Raw genomic sequence first — 18,667 nt, forward strand, 5'->3', positions numbered from 1 at the left:
GGGCGTGATCGACGTCTGGCGCCGCGCATGGAACGACTTCATCCCGTTCCTCGACTACCCACCGGAACTGCGGCGCATCGTTTACACCACCAACGCCATCGAATCCATCAACTACCAGCTCCGGAAAATCACCAAGACCCGCGGGCACTTTCCCTCCGACGAGGCAGCGATGAAGCTACTCTACCTCGGACTCCGGAACATCTCGAGCAAAAGGGGAGGTGAATCCGGAACTGGAACACACGGCTGGAAAACGGCTCTGAACACGCTGGTCGTCCTCTTCCCCGGACGACTTCCTCTGTGATACATTAACGGCATCAGCCACCCGTGGCTTACACGGGAATCGTGACAGGCTCATTTGGTCCTCCATGACCCCGGTGTCAATGGACAGTTGGATCTCCCCGCCGGCGGCCAGTAGTTCTCCCCACTGGTGGCCAGTTGGTTCTCCCCGACTGCGGCCAGATATTTCCCCGGCCGTCGGTGCTGGTCGGTCAGGTCAAGGCGGTGACTCCCTTCCCGGAGGTGGCCTGGGCGAGGCGGTAGCTGTCGCCCTGGGTGACGACGATGTGGGCGTGGTGCAGGAGTCGGTCGACGGTCGCGGTGGCCAGGGTTTTGGGCATGATCTCGTCGAACCCGGAGGGGTGCAGGTTGCTCGACACCGCCAGCGAGCGACGCTCGTAGGCGGCGTCGACGAGCCGATAGAACCCCTCTGCGGCGTCGGGTGAGACGGGCAGTAGGCCGATGTCGTCGATGATGATCAGGTCGGTGCGGATCAGCCGGGCCAGGGCTCGGGTGATCGAGTCGTCGGCGCGGTGGCGGCGGACCAGCGCGCCGAGGTCTTCGATGGTGAACCAGGCCACGGTCATCCCGGCCTCGACCGCGGCCTGGCCGAGTGCCTCGCAGAAGTGGCTCTTGCCGGTGCCCGACGGGCCGCAGACACACAGGTTCTCCCGGCGTCCGACCCATTCCAGGCTGGTCAGCGCGTCCTGGGTGGGTCGGGGGATGGTCGAGGCGCTCGTGTCGAAGTCGGCGAGGGTCTTCCCGGCGGGGAACCCGGCCCGCGCGCGGCGGGTGCGCAGGTTCGCTGCGTCGCGGCCGGCGGCCTCCTCGGCGAGCAGGACCCTCACGAGTTCGGCGGGGTCCCAGCGCTGGGCTCGTGCGGTCGGGACCAGATCGGCGAGGTGGCGGCGGATGTGAGGCAGCTTCAACCGTCTGGTCAGCTCGATCGCCTCGGCCAGTGGATCTCCGGCCGCGGCGGTGGCCAGCGCGCCCGTGCTCGCCGCAGCGGTGGTGGAGCGAGTCATGATGGTTCTCCTGTCGGCTGCGGGGTGTCCGGGGCGGAGCGGGAGTTCCGGCCGAAGCCGGACCAGGCCGAGGTGCCGGGCTGCAGACTGTGGTCCTCACTGACCCGGCTCACCGTTGCGGCGACGGCAGCGCCGTCACGGTCGTTGCGGCCGGCGTGGTGGGTCAGGATGCGCAGCAGGTCGTTGTCGGCGAAGCGGCCCGCGACTGCTGCGACAGCGAGGGCGCGGTCGACCTCGCCGGGCGGGTGCAGCTTGGCCAGGGTGACCGCCTCGGCCATCTTGCGGCGGAGTCCGCGGGCGCCGGCACCGGCGGCCTCGACCAGCCAGGCCGCTGCGCCCGGCCCGAGCGCCAGGAACGCCTTCTCCTCGGCGGTGGCCGCACGGGGTGGGCGCTGCCCGCCCGCGGCCGCAGCGCTGCTCGGCGGAGGGTAGTGCTCGGCGGCGATCACCGGGGTGCCCGGCCGAGACCGGGGATGACGGGCGACCTCGGTCGGGCCGTGCTCGGGGTCGACCGCGGTCACGATGAGCTCGTCACCGGCCATTCGAGCCCAGACCCTGGTGTCGACCAGCTGATGTGGGACCGAGTAGCGCACGCCTTCGACCGAGATCGTGGCGTCCCAGTTGACGCGGCGGGTGGTCCCGAACGCGACGGTGAACGCCCGCTCGGGCAGCCGGTGCAGCCGGGCTTGTTCCTCGGCGAGCATCTCGACCGGTGGGCGGCGGGTCTCGCGATGGGCTCGAGCGTTGACCTCGTCGCAGAACGCCCGACAGGCGGTCTCGAGCTGGCCGAAGGTCCGATACTCCGGTAAGAGGTTCGCCGCGGTGGGCACCAGGTCGGCCTTCGCGATCCGCACCGTGGACTCGGCGCCGCCCTTGGACTGCGGGTCCGCCGGCACGCAGGTGCGGATCGTCATCCCATAGTGTCGGGCCAGCGCGACGATCTCCGGGTGGCGCACCGCGACCCCGGCGACGTGATCGACCGAGACGGTGCGTTCGTTGTCGGTCAGGGCGTAGGTCGGGACGCCACCCAGACGGCGCAGGGTGGCATCCAGGCAGGCCACGATCGTCGGCAGAGTGCGGTCGAAGACCGCGAGCACGACCCGGAACCGGGACCAGGCCAGCCATGCGCACCAGAGGTTCGTGCGTCGGCCATCGACCCGCGGTCCCTCCGCCCAGTCCCACTGCAGCCACAGTCCAGGCTCGGTCACCCACGGCCGGAACACCCGCCGCTGCCCGGCCCGCAGCCGGGCCTTGGTCTCGGCGACAGTGCGCCGAGTGGTGCGCTCACCGCCAGTGAAGCCCATCGCCGTGATCCGCTCGTGCACGACATCGGCGCGGACCCGACCGTTCGAGCGGGCCACCAACTCCTCGACCTTGTCCAGGTAGTCGTCGATCGGTCGGGCCCGGTGCTCGCGAGCTACCGGCGGCTGCCCGGACTCGCGCAGCAGCACATAACGCCGAACCGTGTGGTGGTCGCAGCCTGCCAACTCGGCGGCAGCGCGGTAACTGCCGGTGAGGTCGTATGCCTCCAAGATCTCCACGATCTCCTCGTTCCGCTTCACCCACAGACCCTTGCCTGCGGTGTCGATCAGGGACTCAGCGGGGAGATATCTGGCCGCCAGCGGGGAGAACGCTGGCCATCACCGGGGAGATAACTGGCCGCCTACGGGGAGTCTGGACTGGCCGCTGACACCCGGTGAGTCGGGCACACCGGGGACGTCAGCGTCATGGTGAGCCGGGCGATTTCGCCGTCCACCTCGACCGCGCGCACGAAGCTCATGTCCACGACGTCTACTCCGAGGTCGGGGTCGATGACCGCGCAGAGCCTCGGTCACGACGCTCTCCGACACATCGAGGGCACGCCCGAGCATGTCCTTAGCCAGCCCGGTCTTCGTGGAGAACTCGACCTCGTCCGGGACCGCCGCAGCCCGGCACCGTTCCCGGTCCGAGGTCCAGGATTTGGGCAGGTGCAGCTCTCGGTGATCGGGGTACGCCCCTTCTTGGTGGTATAGGCCCAGGAACACCCCGAGCTGACAGTTCTCCACCCGCCCGGCATGCCGGAGTACTGCCGCTGCACCCCGGCGGACTTCGTGCGCAGCCAGGACGGCCCAGATAAGTTCCGAGAGGGCAACGGTCGTGCCCAGCGGGCGTTCCTTGCCCAGCGCGCCCGAGACGCCGGTCACCCGCTGTGCTGGGAAGCGAGGGACCCTCACATCAACATCGCCGCCTCCCAGGCCGCGCGCCGCGGCAACATCCCGCCTCTGCGAGAGATCCGAGCACCTCGTGGACGACTCGGCGGCCCAGCAGTGAACGAGCTTATGCCGCGTCGGGCCGATCAGGAGCTGGCCGAAAAGGCCGCGGCACGTCCGCAGCGGCCCGCAACGAGGGGGGCTGTGTGCAGGCCGAGTCGGACCGCGAGGCCTCCTTCGTCGTCATCCGGGACTCAGCAACACGACCTGGCCGGGCTGGTGCACCACTCCGACCGCGGCGTGCAGCCCGGGTTCAAGGGGGATCCGCTAAAGCCGCCGGCCCCAACGCACCCGCACCCGCGACCTGGACCGGGTCGGGCTGGGTCTACGCCGCGTTCGTGATCGACGTCTACTCGCGGATCGTGGTGGCCGGCAGCTGGCCCGTCACCTGCGCACCAACTTGGCCCTCGACGCCCCGGAGATGGCGCTGTGGCGCCGTAAGTGCGGCCGTTATCGGCTGTAGCCTGCTGCGACACCGCTGACGGCAGATCACCTACGAGGACCGGAGAGAGTAGCCGTGCCGGCGACGTCACCCCGTCGTCGGACCCAACGAAGAGTTACGGGGTGCAGCCACCGGCGCCATGCGGCTCATCCAGTAGCCGACCGCTTCGTCAACGGCACAGTCGTCACGGCGCAGGATGCCAGTGATCGCCAGACCGCGCAGGAAGATCAGCAGGGACTCGAACGCCTGACGGGTCGCCTCCGGCTCGGCTTCTGCGGTCGCCTTGTCGAAGATGTCGCGCAGCGCCTGACCGAGCCTGCGTTCCGGCGGGAGCAGCGCCGCACGCAGCTCCGGGTCCGTGCGAGCGCTGACCCACAGCTCAAGCGCGGCGAGAAACGGCGGCCCCGACATGGCGGCACTGATCGCGGCCACAACCTGCGGTAGCGCGTCAGGACCCGGCTCGATCCCGTCGGCGGCCGCCCGCAATAGCTCCAACCGCTCGTCGGCGATGTGATGGATCGCCGCGACCAGCAGGTCCGCTTTCGAGCCGAAGTGATGCGACAAAGCGCCTCGTGAGACGTTCACCCGGTCCTGAACGCGCTGAGTGGTCGTGCCCGCGTAGCCGTACTCCACGAGACAGAACACCGCCGCGTCCAACAGCTGCGCCCGCGTCTGCTCACGCTGCTGCTTGCGGGTCGGAGGAGCGGCCATGGCAAGAGACTACGACGTCGACCGGGCCTTGTCACCCGATTCGCCGACCGACTAGTCTGTCAATCAGCCCCCTGCAACAGATCTGTCAGGACGACTGGAGGTCGGGCCATCCGCTCCCCCCGGTCTCCGCGCATCGCCACACCGGCCAGGTGTGGCGATGACGGGACCCGACCCTCGCCCGTCGTTCGCTCCGGAATCGTTGTGCCCGCGCCGTTTCGGGCCTGACCTCGAGGAACTCAACGATGAGAAAGCGCCTCATGGGCATCGTGTCGGCCGTCGTGGCCGGCAGTGCGGTGCTCATCACGACGGGGGCCCATGCCCTCGCCGCCGAACCTGCTGCACCGCCTGCGCCGAGCGCCGAGCGCATCGATGCGCTTCCGGCGCCGTTCGCGGACTGGAACGTCTCCCTCTCCCCGAAGGTCGACGAGCCCGGTGCGTTGCTGCTGTCCTACGACAGCCCGGCGCTCGGACAGCGGTCGGACAACACCGTCTATCTCCCCACGAGCTACAGCGAGACTGGTGCGAAGTCGCCGACGCTCTACTACCTGCACGGCACGGTCGTGTCCGCGCTGGACAACCCGGTGACCGACCCGGTGGCGGCCCAGGAGTCGCTGCTGGAGATGGTCGGGTCGGGCGGCGGGGACAAGCAGACCAAGCTGCAGGGCTTCGCCGAGCAGCGAGACCAGGCCCAGTTCGTCGTCGTCGCTCCCGACACCAACGCCCAAAACAGCTGGTGCGAGTCCTGCCTGTGGATCGACGGGCAGCGCGACCTGCTCCCCGAGGCGCCGCCGGTCACCGCGAAGACGGTCCCGGCCGAGACCGTGCTCTACCAGGAGCTCATCCCCCTGACCGAGCAGGTGCTCAACGTGCGCACCGACCGCGGCGGCCGCGGGATCAGCGGTTTCTCTATGGGCGCGGTCGGCGCGCTCATCCAGGCCTTCCGCCACCCCGACCGGTTCGCCTACACCGCCGCGATCAGCGGCCCCTACGACTTCGTCGACGACACCTTCTGGCGGAACTGGGTCGACGTGGTCGGGTACATGCGCGACCAGGGCTATGGAGTCTCGGTCACCGACCTTCCCCGCTGGCGCAACTTCAACCCCGCCGACCTCGTCGGGAACTTCGCCGGCTCCGGCAGCCCCCTGATGATCAGCGCCGGGGACGTGTGCGCCCCGCCGACCGACGCCGCGGGTGCGGAGGACTGCGCCGACGACCCGGCACTGCGCAACCCGGCCGCGTCACTGATCGAGTCGCAGATGCGGCGTAACAATGACGAGCACATCGCGGACATCGCGAACGCCGGCGTCGAGGCCAAGCAGGTCCGCTACTCGGGTATCCACGGTGCCTACAACCACCGCATCTACCCCGAGGTCATCGTTCCGGGCGCCAACGCCGCCTTCGCAGCCGAGCCGGTGACCACCGACAGCTTTGGCTACCGCACCCAGGACCGCACGTTCTCGGTATGGGGCTACGACGTGGCCGCCGAGCACACCGACACGCAGTTCCTCGCCCTGGAGAACGCCCGCCACGACGGTCATGCCTTCAGCCTGCGGGGGACCGGCGTGGTCGACGCGCTCACCCCGGCGAGCTTCACCGCCGGGCAGACCTACCGGGTGAGCTACAGCTCAGCTGCCGGACAGAACCGCACCGAGGACCTGACCGCGGACCCGCAGGGCCGTCTGCGTCTCGACGTCGACCTCGACGACCCCGCCTACGCCACCAAGGCCGACGCGCTGGCGCTGTTCGGCCACGCCCCCGGCTACGCGCGGATCGAGGTGACCCAGGCCTAGCTTGCGGTGCGCCTGGTCGGCATCCCCGACCAGGCGCACCGCGCCCATCGACACCGCGCGGGGGCCGCACCGCCGACGGTCCAGGACGGCCGACGGCGGCCGTCGCCCCACCCGAAGGAGTAACACCGTGTCCCAGCAGACGACCCAGCAGACGTCGGCGGACTACGTCGAGCCCGAGCACGTGGTGCTCTACGAGGTCCGCGGTCGCAAGGCGTACCTGACGCTGAACCGTCCCGAACGGCTCAACGCGATCACCCACGAGATGGCCCGGCAGATCGCGGCGGCGGTGGCGCGGGCGAACGAGGACCCTGCGGTCCACGTGATCATCCTGCAGGGCGCGGGCCGGGCGTTCTGCTCCGGCTACGACCTGCACGTCTACGCCGAGGACGGCGTCGACACCCAGCCGACGGTGTGGGACCCCATCCAGGACTTCCAGATGATGAAGTCCAACACCGACAACTTCTTCACCCTGTGGCGCTCGCTCAAGCCAACCATCGCGAAGGTGCACGGCTACGCCGTCGCCGGCGGCAGCGACATCGCCCTGTCCTGCGACCTGGTTGTCATGGCCGAGGACGCCAAGATCGGCTACATGCCCGCCCGCGTCTGGGGCTGCCCCACCACCGCGATGTGGGTCTACCGGCTCGGCGCGGAGAAGGCCAAGCGGATGCTGCTCACCGGCGACAAGATCGACGGCCGCAAGGCCGCCGACTGGGGCCTCGTGATCGACGCAGTCCCGGCCGACGAGCTCGACGCTGCGGTCGAGCAGCTCGCCGACCGCATCGCAGGCGCGCCGATCAACCAGCTGGTCATGCAGAAGATGATGGTCAACCAGGCCTACGACAACATGGGTCTGCACGGCACCCAGGTCCTGGCCACCCTGTTCGACGGGATCACCCGCCACTCCCCCGAGGGCCGCTGGTTCCAGGACTTCTCCGCCCAGCACGGGTTCGCTGCCGCCGTCGACTGGCGTGACTCCGGGCGCCCCATCCCCAACGGCGGCGGGCCCGTGCCCACCGCCGAGGAGATCGCCGAAGGCCACCCGAACCACTCCGGCCACTCGGGCCACTCCGGCCACTGACCCACCCACGACGTCAGGCAAGGAGGCATGACATGACCGGGACCGGACTCGAGACCTCGTACCTGCCCGCCCAGACCGAGGCCAAGATCCTCGATCTCACCGCCGGTGACCTGCTGCGCGAGGTCGCCGCGGCCGAGCCGGACCGGGCCGCGCTGATCGCGCGCGCCCCCGGCCGGCCCGCACAGGTGTGGACCTACACCGAGCTGCTCGCCGACGCCGAGAAGGCCGCGCAGTGGCTGCTCACCCGGTTCCGCCCCGGTGAGCACGTCACGGTGTGGGCACCGAACGTCCCCGAGTGGATCCTGTTGCAGTACGGCGCCGCGCTGGCCGGGCTGGTCCTGGTCACCGCCAACCCCGCACTGCGCGCCGGGGAACTGGAGTACGTGCTGCGCCAGTCCAAGTCGGTCGGGATCGCCTACAGCGACTCCTTCCGCGGCACCGACATGGCCGCCATCGCCGAGCAGGTCCGCGAGAAGCTGCCCCAGGTCCGCGAGGCCATCCGCTTCGAGACCTGGTACGCCGAGATCCAGGCCTTCGACGGCCCCGCCCAGCCCCTGCCCGACGTCGAGCCCACCGCCGCGGCGCAACTGCAGTACACCTCCGGCACCACCGGGTTCCCGAAGGGTGCGCTGCTGCACCACCGTGGCCTGATCACCGCCGCGGCTTATGTGCACGAGCGCGCGCAGTTCCCCCGCCACGGCGTCTGGGCCACCGCGCTGCCGCTGTTCCACACCGCGGCCTGCGGCATGTCGGTGCTGGGCACCGCGACCAGCCACGGCACCATCGTCATCTGCCAGCTGTTCGACCCGACACTGGTCTTGACCGCACTGCAGGAGCACCGCGCCGATCTCTACGCGGGCGTGCCCGCGATGATGCTCGGGCTGCTCGCCCACCCCGAGTTCGACTCCTTCGACCTGTCCTCGGTGAAGGTCACCATCTCCGGTGGCGACGCCGTCCCGCCGGAGCTCGTGCGTGAGGCGGAACGCCGCTTCCGCGCCCGGTTCTCCACCGTCTACGGCCAGACCGAGCTCAGCCCGATCATCGCCCAGACCAGCCCGGACGACACCCTCGAGGACAAGTGCGGGACCGTCGGCCGACCGCTGCCCAACGTGGAGATCAGCGTCGTCGAACCCGGCGGGGAGGAGCCGGTCGCGATCGGCGCCCAGGGTGAGATCTGCGCCCGTGGCTACCAGGCCATGCTCGGCTACTTCGACATGCCCGAGCAGACCGCGGAGACCATCGACGCGCACGGCTGGGTGCACACCGGAGACCTCGGCGTCCTCGACGAGCGCGGGTATCTGCGGGTCACCGGCCGGATCAAAGACATGATCATCCGCGGCGGGGAGAACATCTACCCGCGCGAGATCGAGGCGGTCCTCGCCGACCACCCCCGCGTCGCGAGCGCCGTCGTCGTAGGTGTGCCCGACCAGCAGTGGGGCGAGATCGTGGCCGCGATCATCACCCCCACCGACCCGGCGAACCCACCGACCGGCCAGGAGCTCCACGGCCTGGTCCGCAGCCGGCTCGCCCCGGCCAAGGCACCCCGCGACTGGTACCTCGCCGGGCAGCTGCCGACCAACGCCATGGGCAAGCTGCAGAAGTTCCTGCTACGCGAACGGATCACCGAGCAGGCCCTCGACCGGCTGCCCTGACTCCCAGCCCGGGCTCGGCCGGGACGTCATCCCTCCCCCGAGCCGAGCCCATCCAGGAAAGGATCCTCATGAGCCAGGACGACGTCCCCGGACTCGATCTGGAGAGTCTCCGCCACCACCTCGACCAGCAGCGTCCCGGCCTGGTCAGCGGGGACCTGCACGCCGAGGTGATCCAGGGCGGGCGGTCGAACCTGACCTACCTCGTGAGCGACGCACGCTCACGGTGGGTGGTTCGCCGCCCACCCTTGGGTCACGTCCTGCCCACCGCGCACGACATGTCCCGCGAGTACCGGGTCATCAGAGCCCTGCACGGCGACGGACGGGTGCCCGCCCCTCCCCCGGTGCTGCTCTGCGAGGACCCCGAGGTCCTCGGCGCTGCCTTCTACGTCATGGAGTTCGTGACCGGCACGCCGTTCCGCAGCGCCGCCGAGCTGGAGGCGATCGGGCCCGAGCGCACCCGGCGGCTGGCCGAAGGGACGGTCGACGCTCTCGTCGAGCTGCACTCCGTGGACCCGACCGAGGTGGGTCTCGCCGACTTCGGCCGACCCGAGGGCTACCTGGCCCGCCAGGTAGCCCGCTGGCGCAAGCAGCTCGACGCCTCCCACAGTCGGGACCTGCCCGACGCCACGGTCTTGCACGAGCGCCTCGCCGTCGCGGTCCCGGCCTCACCGCCGGCGACGATCGTGCACGGCGACTTCCGGCTGGACAACCTGCTCGTCGACACCGCCGACCGAGTCACCGCGGTCCTGGACTGGGAGATGTCGACCCTCGGCGATCCGCTCACCGACCTCGCCCTGCTCGTCGCCTACGACGAGAACGCCCGGCTCAATCCCGGCATCGGCACCGACGTGGGACTCGCACCCGGCTACCCGAGTGCGGACGCGTTGATCGCCCGTTACGCCGCGGGCTCGGGCCGCGACGTCTCGGCGTTGGGCTGGTATGTGGCGTTCGCGTTGTACAAGCTCGCCGTGATCGTGGAGGGCATCCACTACCGCCATATCCAGGGCCAGACCGTCGGAGCGGGATTCGACCGGTTCGGCGGCGCCGTCGGCCCCCTCCTCACCCGAGCCCTCGACACCCTGAAGGACTGACAGCCATGACCTTCGACCTCGAGAACTCCGGAGTCGTCGTCACCGGCGGCGGCGCCGGAATCGGCGCCGCCCTGGCGCGCCGCTTCGCCCAGCACGGGGCCCGCGTGGTCGTCGCCGACCTCGACGCCGACGCGGCCAGGAAGGTCGCCACAGACATCGGCGGACACGCCGTACCCGGCGACGCCGCCACAGAGGCCGGCATCGACCGGCTCGTCGAGACGGCCACCGCCCACCTCGGCGCCATCGACCTCTTCTGCGCCAACGCCGGAGTCGCACCCCACGGGGGCCCGGAGGCACCCGAGCCGGTGTGGGCCAAGGCCTGGGACGTCAACGTCATGGCCCACGTCCGGGCCGCCGACCGACTCCTCCCGGACTGGCTCGACCGCGGCCAGGGCCGCTTCCTCGCCACCGTGTCCGCGGCGGGCCTGCTGACCATGCTCGGCTCGGCTCCGTACTCGGTGACCAAGCACGCCACACTCGGGTTCGCCGAGTGGCTCTCCGCCACCTATCGCCACCGCGGCATCACCGTGCAGGCCCTCTGCCCCCAAGGCGTGCGCACGGACATGCTCGCCAACGCCGAACCCGGCGAGCAGATGATCATGAACGCGACTGCGATCGAGCCGGCCCAGGTCGTCGACCACGTCATCGACGCCCTGGCCGACGACCGCTTTCTGATCCTGCCCCACGCCGAGGTCGCCGAGTACTACACCGCGCGCGCCGCCGACACCGGTCGGTGGATCGCCGGCATGAACAGGCTGCAGCAGAAGGTCGAAAGCGCACTCTGAGCGCCGCCCCCTCGGCACCGCCAGGAGATCCCCATGCCCGACGCCGTCATCGTCGCCGCCGCCCGCTCCCCCATCGGCCGCGCCCGCAAGGGCTCCCTCAAAGACGTGCGCCCCGACGACTTCGCCGCCCAGCTGGTCCGCGCCGCTCTCGACCAGATCCCCGTGCTCGACCCCACCGAGATCGTCGACCTGATCCTGGGCTGCGGGCTGCCCGGCGGCGAACAGGGCCACAACCTCGGCCGCGTGGTGTCGGTCCTGCTCGGCCTCGACACCGTCCCGGGCACCACCGTCACGCGCTACTGCTCCTCCAGTGTGCAGACCACCCGCATGGCCCTCCACGCCATCAAGGCAGGCGAGGGGGACGTGTTCGTCTCGGCTGGCGTCGAGAAGCTCAAGCCGGTGTTCCGCCCCGACGGGCTGATCACGGCCGGCAATGCCTGCCCGCTCAACGAGGGCGCCGCCGCCCTGATCGTCATGTCCAACACCCGCGCCCGCGACCTCGGCCTGACCCCGCTCGCCCGGGTCATCTCCACCGGCGTCACCGGCCTGAGCCCCGAGATCATGGGCTACGGCCCGGTCGAGGCCTCCAAGCAGGCGCTGGCCCGCGGGCATGACCATCGACGACGTCGACCTCTTCGAGATCAACGAGGCCTTCGCCGCCCAGGTCATCCCCTCCGCCCGGGACCTGCGCATCGACCCCTTCGGCGACAAGCTCAACGTCCACGGCGGCGCCATCGCCGTGGGACACCCGTTCGGCATGACCGACGCCCGCATCACCACCACCCTGCTCAACGGCCTGCGCGCCAAGGACAAGAGCATCGGGCTGGAGACTGTGCGTCGGCGGTGGACAGGGCATGGCGATCATCTACGAGCGGCTCAGCTGACCGACACCCTCACAACAACTCCGAAGGAGCCGCCGTGCCCAGCACCCTTTTCGACCTGACCGGACGAACCGCCCTGGTCACCGGCGGAAGCCGCGGCATCGGTCTCATGATCGCCCGTGGCCTGCTCGACGCCGGGGCGAAGGTCGTCATCAGCTCGCGGAAGCCCGACGCCTGTGACGACGCGGTGCGCGAGCTCGCCCAGCGCGGAGACGTCCGAGCGATTCCCGCGGACCTCGGCCGCGAGGAGGAATGTCGACGGCTGGCCGACGCGCTCACTCGAGACGAGGCACCGCACATCCTCGTCAACAACGCCGGCGCGAACTGGAGCGCGCCGATCGAGGATTTCCCGACCGCGGCGTGGGACAAGGTCCTCGACCTCAACCTCAAGTCGCCGTTCATGCTCACCCGTGCGCTACTCCCGGCGCTGGAGAGCCGCGCGACGGAGGGCGACCCTGCCCGGGTGATCAACGTCGGGTCGATCGACGGCCTACGAGTGCCCCATATGACCACCTACTCCTACTCCGCCAGCAAGGCCGCCCTGCATCACCTCACCCGAGTGCTCGCCGCTGAGCTCGGCCCGCGGGGTGTCACCGTGAACGCCGTCGCGCCGGGCCCGTTCCCGTCGAAGATGATGGCGGCCACGCTCGAAGCGCATGGCGACGAGATCGCCGCGCTGTCACCCCTCGGGCGAATCGGGCGCCCCGACGACATGGCCGGCGCCGCGGTCTACCTCGCGTCGAGGGCCGGTTCTTACGTCACAGGCGCCGTGATCCCCGTCGGCGGTGGAATCGCGGCGACGTCATGACCGAGCCAGTAGGCGGTGCGGCCGGCGCCGCACGGCTCTGGAGCAGACGAGGAGGCCGTCGGCGACGAGGCGTCGTCGGACTTTCGGATCGTCGACAAGTCCGGGGCCAAGGCAGTGCCCATGGACAACGGGTGACCTCTTAACAGCCAAGGGTCTCCACCTCCGATCGTCTCATGAAATTTGATGATCTTCCGGAGTTGGTAGTTCAGCGACTCGATCGCGTTCGTCGTGTAGATGGTCTTGCGGAGCTCGAGCGGAAAGCCGAGGAACGGGATGAGCCGTTCCCAGGCGTTGGTCCAGCTCATCACCGCCGCCGGGTAGCGCCGGCCCAGGTCGGACTCGGCGAAAGGCGTCAAGCTCGAGGCGGGCGGCCTCGTCAGTGGGGGCGGTGTAGGTCGGCTTGAGCGCGGCGGCGACCTTCTTGCGGTCGGCGTAGGAGACGAACCGCATCGCCGCGCGCAGCAGGTGGACGGTGCAGGTTTGCACGATGCTCTGTGGCCAAGTGGCCTCGATGGCCTCCGGGAACCCAGTCAGTCCGTCGCAGCAGACGATCAGCACGTCCCGGACGCCGCGGTTACGCAGCTCGGCGCCCACTCCGGCCCAGAACTTCGCCCCCTCGGCGGCCTGGACCCAGGACGTCCTTGACGCCGTCGAGGTCGACTCCGACGGCGATGTGCGCGGCCCTGTTCCGGACCTGGTGCCCGTCCCGGACCTTGATCACCAGGACGTCGAGGTAGACGATCGGGTAGATCTCCTGCAGCGGGCGGTCTGCCATGCCTTGACCTCCTCGAGCCCCGAGTCGGTGATCTTGGAGATGGTGTCGTGGGACAGCTCGGTGCCCAGCGTGCGGGCCAGGTGGTGGGAGATGTCGCGCACGGTCATCCCGCCCGCGTAGAGCGAGATGCTCATCCCGTCGAGGCCGCCGGTGCGCCGTGAGCCCTTCGGGACCAGACGTGGCTCGAAGGACCCGGCCCGGTCCCGCGGCACGTCGAGTGGCACGTCGCCGACCTCGCGGCCAGGTCTTCGGCGTGGTGCCGTTGCGCGAGTCCCTGCTCTCCGCCGACCGGCCAGCGTGCCCAGCCAGCCCGCCGGTACGTGGGGCCCTGCCCGGCGAGGGTGCTCACCGGGGTGCGGTCCTCGGGGCGCAGCGGCCAGGCCATGACCTCGCTCATGCCCTGCCCGGTCAGCGCGGCAGCCAGCAGGTAACAGCGCAGGATCTCCGAGGTCTTGGCCGGCCAGAAGTCGGGGTTCTGCGTGCCGGTGGCGCCACCGCCGCCGCGCACCAGCGCGCGAGCACGCGCGTCCGCGACGGCTGGTCACCCGGTCAAGGAGCCCGACGACGCCCGACGGCGGGTGGTGCGGCTGACCGCGGCGGGTCGCGCCCTCTACGCCGGGTCGACCGCTTGCGCCCTGGAGGTCAACGAGGCCATGCTGGCCGGCCTCGACGAGGAGCAGCGGACCCAGTTGCTCGCCCGACACCCTGCTCGAGCAGCACGAAGGCCTCCTGGACTACCGCAGGCCCTGACAGGCCCCGCACTGGTCCGACACTCCCCATGTCCTCCACGTCCTTGCCGCATCCGTCAATTGGTATTATATTAGACCATGATGTCGCCAATCTGAAGGGGAAGTGCTGCCGGTGCCCAAGGTCGTTTTCATGCTCTCCAACGGCACTGAGACCGGTGTCGACGCCCGGATCGGCGACTCCGTCATGACCACCGCCACCCAGCACGGGCTGGACGGCGTTGTAGCGGAATGCGGCGGCAACCTGAGCTGCGCGACCTGCCACGTTTGGGTCCGCGACGACTTCCTCGACGCCGTCGGCCCGCCGGGCGAGATGGAGGACGACATGATGGACCTCGCCACCTCCGACCGCAGGGACGGCAGCAGGCTCTCTTGCCAGATCACCGTGTCCGAGGACCTGGACGGGCTGACCGTTGAGATCCCGCCGGAGCAGCCGTGAGTACCGGCACCCTGATCGTCGGGGCGAGCCAGGCCGGGGCGCAGCTGGCCGCCTCGCTGCGCGAGGCGGGCGACACGGCCCCGATCGCACTCGTCGGACACGAGGCGCACCTGCCCTACCAGCGCCCGCCGCTGTCGAAGGGCTACCTCCTTGGCAAGACCGACGCGACCGGGCTGGCCCTGCGCTCGGCCGCGTACTACGCCGAGCGCGGGATCGAGGTGCTCACCGGCGAGCGGGTCGTCGAGCTGGCCGTGGACCGGGCCGCGACCGCGAGGGGCCGCACCCTGGTGTTCGACCGGCTCGCGCTCACCGTGGGCGCGCGCGTGCGGCGGCTCGCCGTGCCCGGCGCCGAACTCCACGGGGTGCACCACCTGCGGGTGGTGGCCGACTCCGACCGGCTGCGCGCCGCGCTGCCGTTCGCCCGTCGGGTCGTGGTGGTGGGCGGCGGGTTCGTGGGGCTCGAGGCCGCGGCCGCCGCGGGCACCTTCGGCGCCGAGGTCACCGTGGTGGAGGCCGCGGACCGGCTGCTCGGACGGGCCGTCTCGCCGCTCACCTCCGAGTTCTACCTGCGGGCGCACCGGCGCCGGGGGGTGCGGGTGCTGCTCGGCTCCGCGGTGACCGCGATCGCCGGGACGGGCGGCGAGGTGTCCGGGGTCGTGCTGGCCGACGGCACGGAGCTGCCCGCGGACCTGGTGCTCGTCGGCGTCGGCGTGGTCCCCCGCACCGAGCTCGCCGAGCAGCTGGGCCTGCTGTGCTCGGGGGGCATCGTGGTCGACCCGGACGCGCGCACGAGCATCCCGACCGTGGTCGCCGCGGGCGACTGCACGGTGCAGCCCGGTCCGGCCGGGCCGATCCGGATCGAGTCCGTCCAGAACGCGGTGTCCCAGGGGAAGATCGCGGCGGCCACCCTCGCGGGCTGCCCCCGACCCGCCGTCGAGGTGCCGTGGTTCTGGTCGGACCAGGGCGATCTCAAGCTGCAGATCGCCGGGATCTCCGCCGGGCACGACCAGACCGTGCTGCGCGGCGACCCGGAGTCCGAGCGGTTCGCGGTGCTCTACTACCGCGCGGGCGCGCTGGTGGCGGTCGACGCCGTCAACTCCCCGGCGGACTACCTGGTGGGCCGCAAGGCCCTCGCCCAGGGGCTGACCGTGCCCGCGGACCAGGCGGGCGCCGCGGACCGCCCGCTCAAGGAGCTGCTCGTGGCGGCCCCGTGACCCCGGACCACTGGACCCGACGGACTAACGGTATTACCCTTCCGAACCGACGCGAGGCGAAAGGAGGCCGGCGTTGCTCAAGACCGAGATCAACGAGCTGCTGACCCAGACCGGTCCCGGCACCCCCATGGGGGAGCTCTTCCGGCAGTACTGGATCCCGGCCCTGCTGGCCGAGGAGCTGCCCGAGAACGACTCTCCGCCGGTGCGGGTGAAGCTCCTCTCCGAGCGCATGCTCGCCTTCCGGGACAGCGAGGGCCGCTACGGCCTGATCGACGAGTTCTGCGCCCACCGCGGCGCCTCGCTGTGGTTCGGCCGCAACGAGGAGGGCGGGCTGCGCTGCGCCTACCACGGCTGGAAGTACGACGTGACTGGCCAGGCCGTCGAGGTCCCCTCCGAGCCGGAGAACAGCAACTTCTGCGCCCACGTGAAGCTGCGCAGCTACCCGCTGGTCAAGATCGGGGACGTGCTGTGGACCCACATGGGGGCCCCGGACGAGCGCCCGCCGCTGCCGGAGTTCGAGTTCGCGCAGGTGGAGCCCGAGCAGACCTACATCTCCAAGCGCTGGCAGGAGAGCAACTGGCTGCAGGCCTTCGAGGGCGGCATCGACTCCAGCCACGTGTCCTGGCTGCACTCGGGCGGCCTGAAGAGCGACCCGCTGTTCAAGGGCGCCAAGGGCAACGAGTACAATATGAACGACCTGCGGCCGTTCTTCGAGGTGGCCGACGCCGAGGGCGGGCTGTTCGTCGGCGCCCGGCGCAACGCCGAGGAGGACTCCTACTACTGGCGGATCACGCCGTGGGTGATGCCCAGCTTCACCCTGGTGCCCCCGCGCGGTGACCACCCGGTGCACGGCCACTGGTGGATCCCGATCGACGACCACAACTGCTGGGCCTACTCCTTCGACTACCACCCGACCCGGCCGCTGACCGAGACAGAGGTGGCGGCGATGCGCGCCGGGCACGGCGTGCACAGCGAGAACATCCCCGGCACCTACCGGCCGGTCGCCAACAAGGACAACGACTACCTGATGGACCGCGAGGCCCAGCGCCGCGGCGAGTACTTCTCCGGGGTCAAGGGGATCGCGATCCAGGACTCCTCGCTGCAGGAGAGCATGGGCCCGATCGTCGACCGCTCCAAGGAGCGGCTGGTCTCCGCGGACGCCGGGATCATCAAGGCCCGGCAGAAGCTGCGGAAGGCGGCGTTGGCGCTGCAGAAGGACGGCACCGTGCCGCCCGGCGTCGACCCGGCCCACCACCGCGTCCGGTCCGCCGCCGTGGTGCTGCCGCGCGACGCCGCGTTCATCGAGTCCAGCCAGGACGCGCTGACCGCGGAGCCCGGCAAGCCGCACGCCTCCGTCTGAGACGACACGGCCCCGATATGACCATGGTCCCCATTCTGCAGAACAGCTGCGCCCGGGCCACCTCGCTGGAGGAGGCCCGGTACCGCATCGACATCCCGATCGAGGGCAGGCGCGGTGCCCGCGTCGTCGCGTTGGACGACGGCGCGGCCACCCTCGTCCGCAGGCTCGCCAGGGAGCCGTGGAACGCGGCGCGCTTCTACACCCTGCCCGCCCAGGAGCCGGGCGAGCCGGGCACCTGGCTGCACCGCACCAGCGGCAGCTCGACGCCGCTGGCGGACGAGCTGGCGGAGGGGGACGTCGTCGTCATGATCGCCACCCGGAACGACGCCTCCGCGGCGGCGGTCGAGACTCTCGGCCGGGCCGCCGCCGAGCGGGGCATCATGACCGCCGCGGTGGCCCTGGGCCGCCAGGAGGGGATGACGAACGCCGTGCGGGCGCTGCGCCCGTACGCCCGAGTGCTGCTGGTCAACGGCGAGGAGTCCGACGTCGCCGAGCTGCTCACCGCGATCCGCTCCTAAGGAGCCTGAGGAGGCTTGCCGTGACCACCCTGCCCGAGCTGGCTGCGATGAAGCGCGCGGGACGCAAGAGCGTGTGCGTCGTCGCGTGGGACTACCAGATGGCCCGGATCGCCGACCGGGTCGGCGTGGACGTGGTGTCCGTCGGCGACACCGTCGGGATCAACCTGTGGGGTCAGCCGAACCCCCTGGAGATCACAATGGAGCAGATGCTGGTGGTCGCCCAGGCCGTCCGGCGCGGCGTCTCGGGGGCCCTACTGTCCTGCGACTTCCCGTTCGGACCGTTGCAGGAGGGCCCCCGCGAGGCCGTGCGCGCGGCGATCCGGCTGGTCAAGGAGGCCGGGGTGGACGTGGTGAAGCTCGATGGCGCCGCGGACCACCTCGGCGCGGTGAGCGCGGTGCGCGACGCCGGCATCCCGGTGTTCGCGCAGTTCGGGATCACCCCGCAGACTGCGCTGCGCTACGGCGTGACCTACAGCGCCACCCCGGGGAGGGAGACCGAGGTGCCGCCGGAGATGCGCGACAAGCTGGTGGCCGAGGCCAAGGCGCTCGAGGCCGCGGGCGCGTCCCTGCTCAACTTCACTAACTCCGGGCCCGTGGTGGGCCCGGCGGTGGTGGACGCGGTGTCCATCCCGGTGCTGGGTGGACACGGCGGCGGACCGTGGCTGGACGGGCGGATCCGGATGGCGACGGCGGCGATCGGCTACGCCGCCTCGGGCATCGACGACCCGCCCGACACCTACGCTAACGTCGCCCGGATCAGCTACGACGCGCTCACCGCCTACGCCGACGACGTCCGGTCCGGCCGCCAGATCCGCGGGGGCCGCTGA

The 18,667-nt window shown here is 70.7% G+C and carries 16 protein-coding genes and 3 pseudogenes; 13 read left to right on the forward strand and 6 right to left on the reverse strand.

Annotation, left to right across the window (positions count from 1 at the left end; all coding sequences use genetic code 11):
- Positions 1 to 301, forward strand: a 301-nt coding sequence (locus BM093_RS27505; RefSeq protein ID WP_143105546.1) for a transposase, incomplete at its 5' end; no start/stop codon positions are given.
- A gap of 187 nt (positions 302 to 488) precedes the next feature.
- Here the strand turns inward: BM093_RS27505 and istB are convergent.
- The 5 genes and pseudogenes from istB to BM093_RS27530 all read right to left on the reverse strand — a co-directional run bounded on the left by istB (position 489) and on the right by BM093_RS27530 (position 4,703).
- On the reverse strand, positions 489 to 1,301 hold the full coding sequence (gene istB, locus BM093_RS27510) for an IS21-like element helper ATPase IstB (RefSeq protein WP_093352447.1): 813 nt from the start codon (positions 1,299 to 1,301) through the stop codon (positions 489 to 491).
- The gene (gene istA / locus BM093_RS27515; RefSeq protein ID WP_093352451.1) at positions 1,298 to 2,863 is read right to left on the reverse strand and encodes an IS21 family transposase; all 1,566 of its coding nucleotides are present in this window, start codon (positions 2,861 to 2,863) and stop codon (positions 1,298 to 1,300) included. The genes istB and istA overlap by 4 nt, the downstream gene beginning before the upstream one ends.
- 101 nt (positions 2,864 to 2,964) lie before the next feature.
- On the reverse strand, positions 2,965 to 3,114 hold the full coding sequence (locus tag BM093_RS27520; RefSeq protein ID WP_143105547.1) for an iron-sulfur cluster assembly protein: 150 nt from the start codon (positions 3,112 to 3,114) through the stop codon (positions 2,965 to 2,967).
- A 43-nt stretch (positions 3,115 to 3,157) separates the two neighbouring features.
- A pseudogene (locus tag BM093_RS27525) lies at positions 3,158 to 3,393 on the reverse strand (transposase); the annotation flags it as partial.
- A 686-nt stretch (positions 3,394 to 4,079) separates the two neighbouring features.
- A complete protein-coding gene (locus BM093_RS27530; protein WP_093352456.1) occupies positions 4,080 to 4,703 on the reverse strand; it encodes a TetR/AcrR family transcriptional regulator in 624 nt (207 codons plus the stop codon).
- A gap of 242 nt (positions 4,704 to 4,945) precedes the next feature.
- On the opposite strand from BM093_RS27530, the gene BM093_RS27535 reads away from it, so the two are divergent.
- The 7 genes and pseudogenes from BM093_RS27535 (at position 4,946) to BM093_RS27565 (ending at position 12,788) form a co-directional block, all read left to right on the forward strand.
- Complete coding sequence (locus BM093_RS27535) at positions 4,946 to 6,493, forward strand: alpha/beta hydrolase (RefSeq protein WP_093352461.1); 1,548 nt, start codon at positions 4,946 to 4,948, stop codon at positions 6,491 to 6,493.
- A 127-nt stretch (positions 6,494 to 6,620) separates the two neighbouring features.
- A complete protein-coding gene (locus tag BM093_RS27540) occupies positions 6,621 to 7,571 on the forward strand; it encodes a crotonase/enoyl-CoA hydratase family protein (RefSeq protein WP_093352467.1) in 951 nt (316 codons plus the stop codon).
- Between the two features lie 32 nt (positions 7,572 to 7,603).
- Positions 7,604 to 9,223: an AMP-binding protein gene (locus tag BM093_RS27545; protein ID WP_093352471.1), complete on the forward strand. Its 1,620-nt coding sequence runs from the start codon at positions 7,604 to 7,606 to the stop codon at positions 9,221 to 9,223.
- Between the two features lie 68 nt (positions 9,224 to 9,291).
- Positions 9,292 to 10,314, forward strand: coding sequence for a phosphotransferase family protein (locus tag BM093_RS27550; RefSeq protein ID WP_093352477.1), 1,023 nt, complete (start codon positions 9,292 to 9,294; stop codon positions 10,312 to 10,314).
- Positions 10,315 to 10,319: 5 nt separating this feature from the next.
- On the forward strand, positions 10,320 to 11,099 hold the full coding sequence (locus BM093_RS27555) for an SDR family NAD(P)-dependent oxidoreductase (protein WP_093352483.1): 780 nt from the start codon (positions 10,320 to 10,322) through the stop codon (positions 11,097 to 11,099).
- 33 nt (positions 11,100 to 11,132) lie between these two features.
- Positions 11,133 to 11,983 (forward strand): annotated as a pseudogene (locus tag BM093_RS27560) (thiolase family protein).
- A gap of 34 nt (positions 11,984 to 12,017) precedes the next feature.
- Positions 12,018 to 12,788, forward strand: a complete 771-nt coding sequence (locus BM093_RS27565) for an SDR family oxidoreductase (protein ID WP_218162952.1) — start codon at positions 12,018 to 12,020, stop codon at positions 12,786 to 12,788.
- Between the two features lie 179 nt (positions 12,789 to 12,967).
- Here the strand turns inward: BM093_RS27565 and BM093_RS27570 are convergent.
- Positions 12,968 to 13,851 (reverse strand): annotated as a pseudogene (locus BM093_RS27570) (IS256 family transposase); the annotation flags it as partial.
- A 564-nt stretch (positions 13,852 to 14,415) separates the two neighbouring features.
- Here BM093_RS27570 and BM093_RS27575 point away from each other — a divergent pair.
- The 5 genes from BM093_RS27575 (at position 14,416) to BM093_RS27595 (ending at position 18,667) form a co-directional block, all read left to right on the forward strand.
- Positions 14,416 to 14,748 (forward strand): 2Fe-2S iron-sulfur cluster-binding protein, encoded by a 333-nt coding sequence (locus BM093_RS27575; RefSeq protein ID WP_245773840.1) that lies wholly within the window; start codon positions 14,416 to 14,418, stop codon positions 14,746 to 14,748.
- A complete protein-coding gene (locus BM093_RS27580; RefSeq protein ID WP_093352488.1) occupies positions 14,745 to 15,962 on the forward strand; it encodes an NAD(P)/FAD-dependent oxidoreductase in 1,218 nt (405 codons plus the stop codon). Before BM093_RS27575 ends, BM093_RS27580 begins: the two co-directional genes overlap by 4 nt.
- Positions 15,963 to 16,035: 73 nt before the next feature.
- Positions 16,036 to 17,322: an aromatic ring-hydroxylating dioxygenase subunit alpha gene (locus BM093_RS27585; RefSeq protein ID WP_093352493.1), complete on the forward strand. Its 1,287-nt coding sequence runs from the start codon at positions 16,036 to 16,038 to the stop codon at positions 17,320 to 17,322.
- Positions 17,323 to 17,345: 23 nt separating this feature from the next.
- The gene (locus BM093_RS27590) at positions 17,346 to 17,840 is read left to right on the forward strand and encodes a type 1 periplasmic-binding domain-containing protein (RefSeq protein WP_218162953.1); all 495 of its coding nucleotides are present in this window, start codon (positions 17,346 to 17,348) and stop codon (positions 17,838 to 17,840) included.
- 20 nt (positions 17,841 to 17,860) lie between these two features.
- Positions 17,861 to 18,667 (forward strand): 3-methyl-2-oxobutanoate hydroxymethyltransferase, encoded by an 807-nt coding sequence (locus tag BM093_RS27595; RefSeq protein WP_093352502.1) that lies wholly within the window; start codon positions 17,861 to 17,863, stop codon positions 18,665 to 18,667.

Source organism: Pseudonocardia ammonioxydans, from assembly GCF_900115005.1.
GTDB lineage: Bacteria > Actinomycetota > Actinomycetes > Mycobacteriales > Pseudonocardiaceae > Pseudonocardia > Pseudonocardia ammonioxydans.

Coding starts and splice junctions, on each gene's coding strand:
- istB (WP_093352447.1), bottom strand. CDS start 1,301: ATGACTCGCTCCACCACCGCTGCGGCGAGCACGGGCGCGCTGGCCACC.
- BM093_RS27545 (WP_093352471.1), top strand. CDS start 7,604: ATGACCGGGACCGGACTCGAGACCTCGTACCTGCCCGCCCAGACCGAG.
- BM093_RS27555 (WP_093352483.1), top strand. CDS start 10,320: ATGACCTTCGACCTCGAGAACTCCGGAGTCGTCGTCACCGGCGGCGGC.
- BM093_RS27530 (WP_093352456.1), bottom strand. CDS start 4,703: ATGGCCGCTCCTCCGACCCGCAAGCAGCAGCGTGAGCAGACGCGGGCG.
- BM093_RS27535 (WP_093352461.1), top strand. CDS start 4,946: ATGAGAAAGCGCCTCATGGGCATCGTGTCGGCCGTCGTGGCCGGCAGT.
- BM093_RS27550 (WP_093352477.1), top strand. CDS start 9,292: ATGAGCCAGGACGACGTCCCCGGACTCGATCTGGAGAGTCTCCGCCAC.
- BM093_RS27590 (WP_218162953.1), top strand. CDS start 17,346: ATGGTCCCCATTCTGCAGAACAGCTGCGCCCGGGCCACCTCGCTGGAG.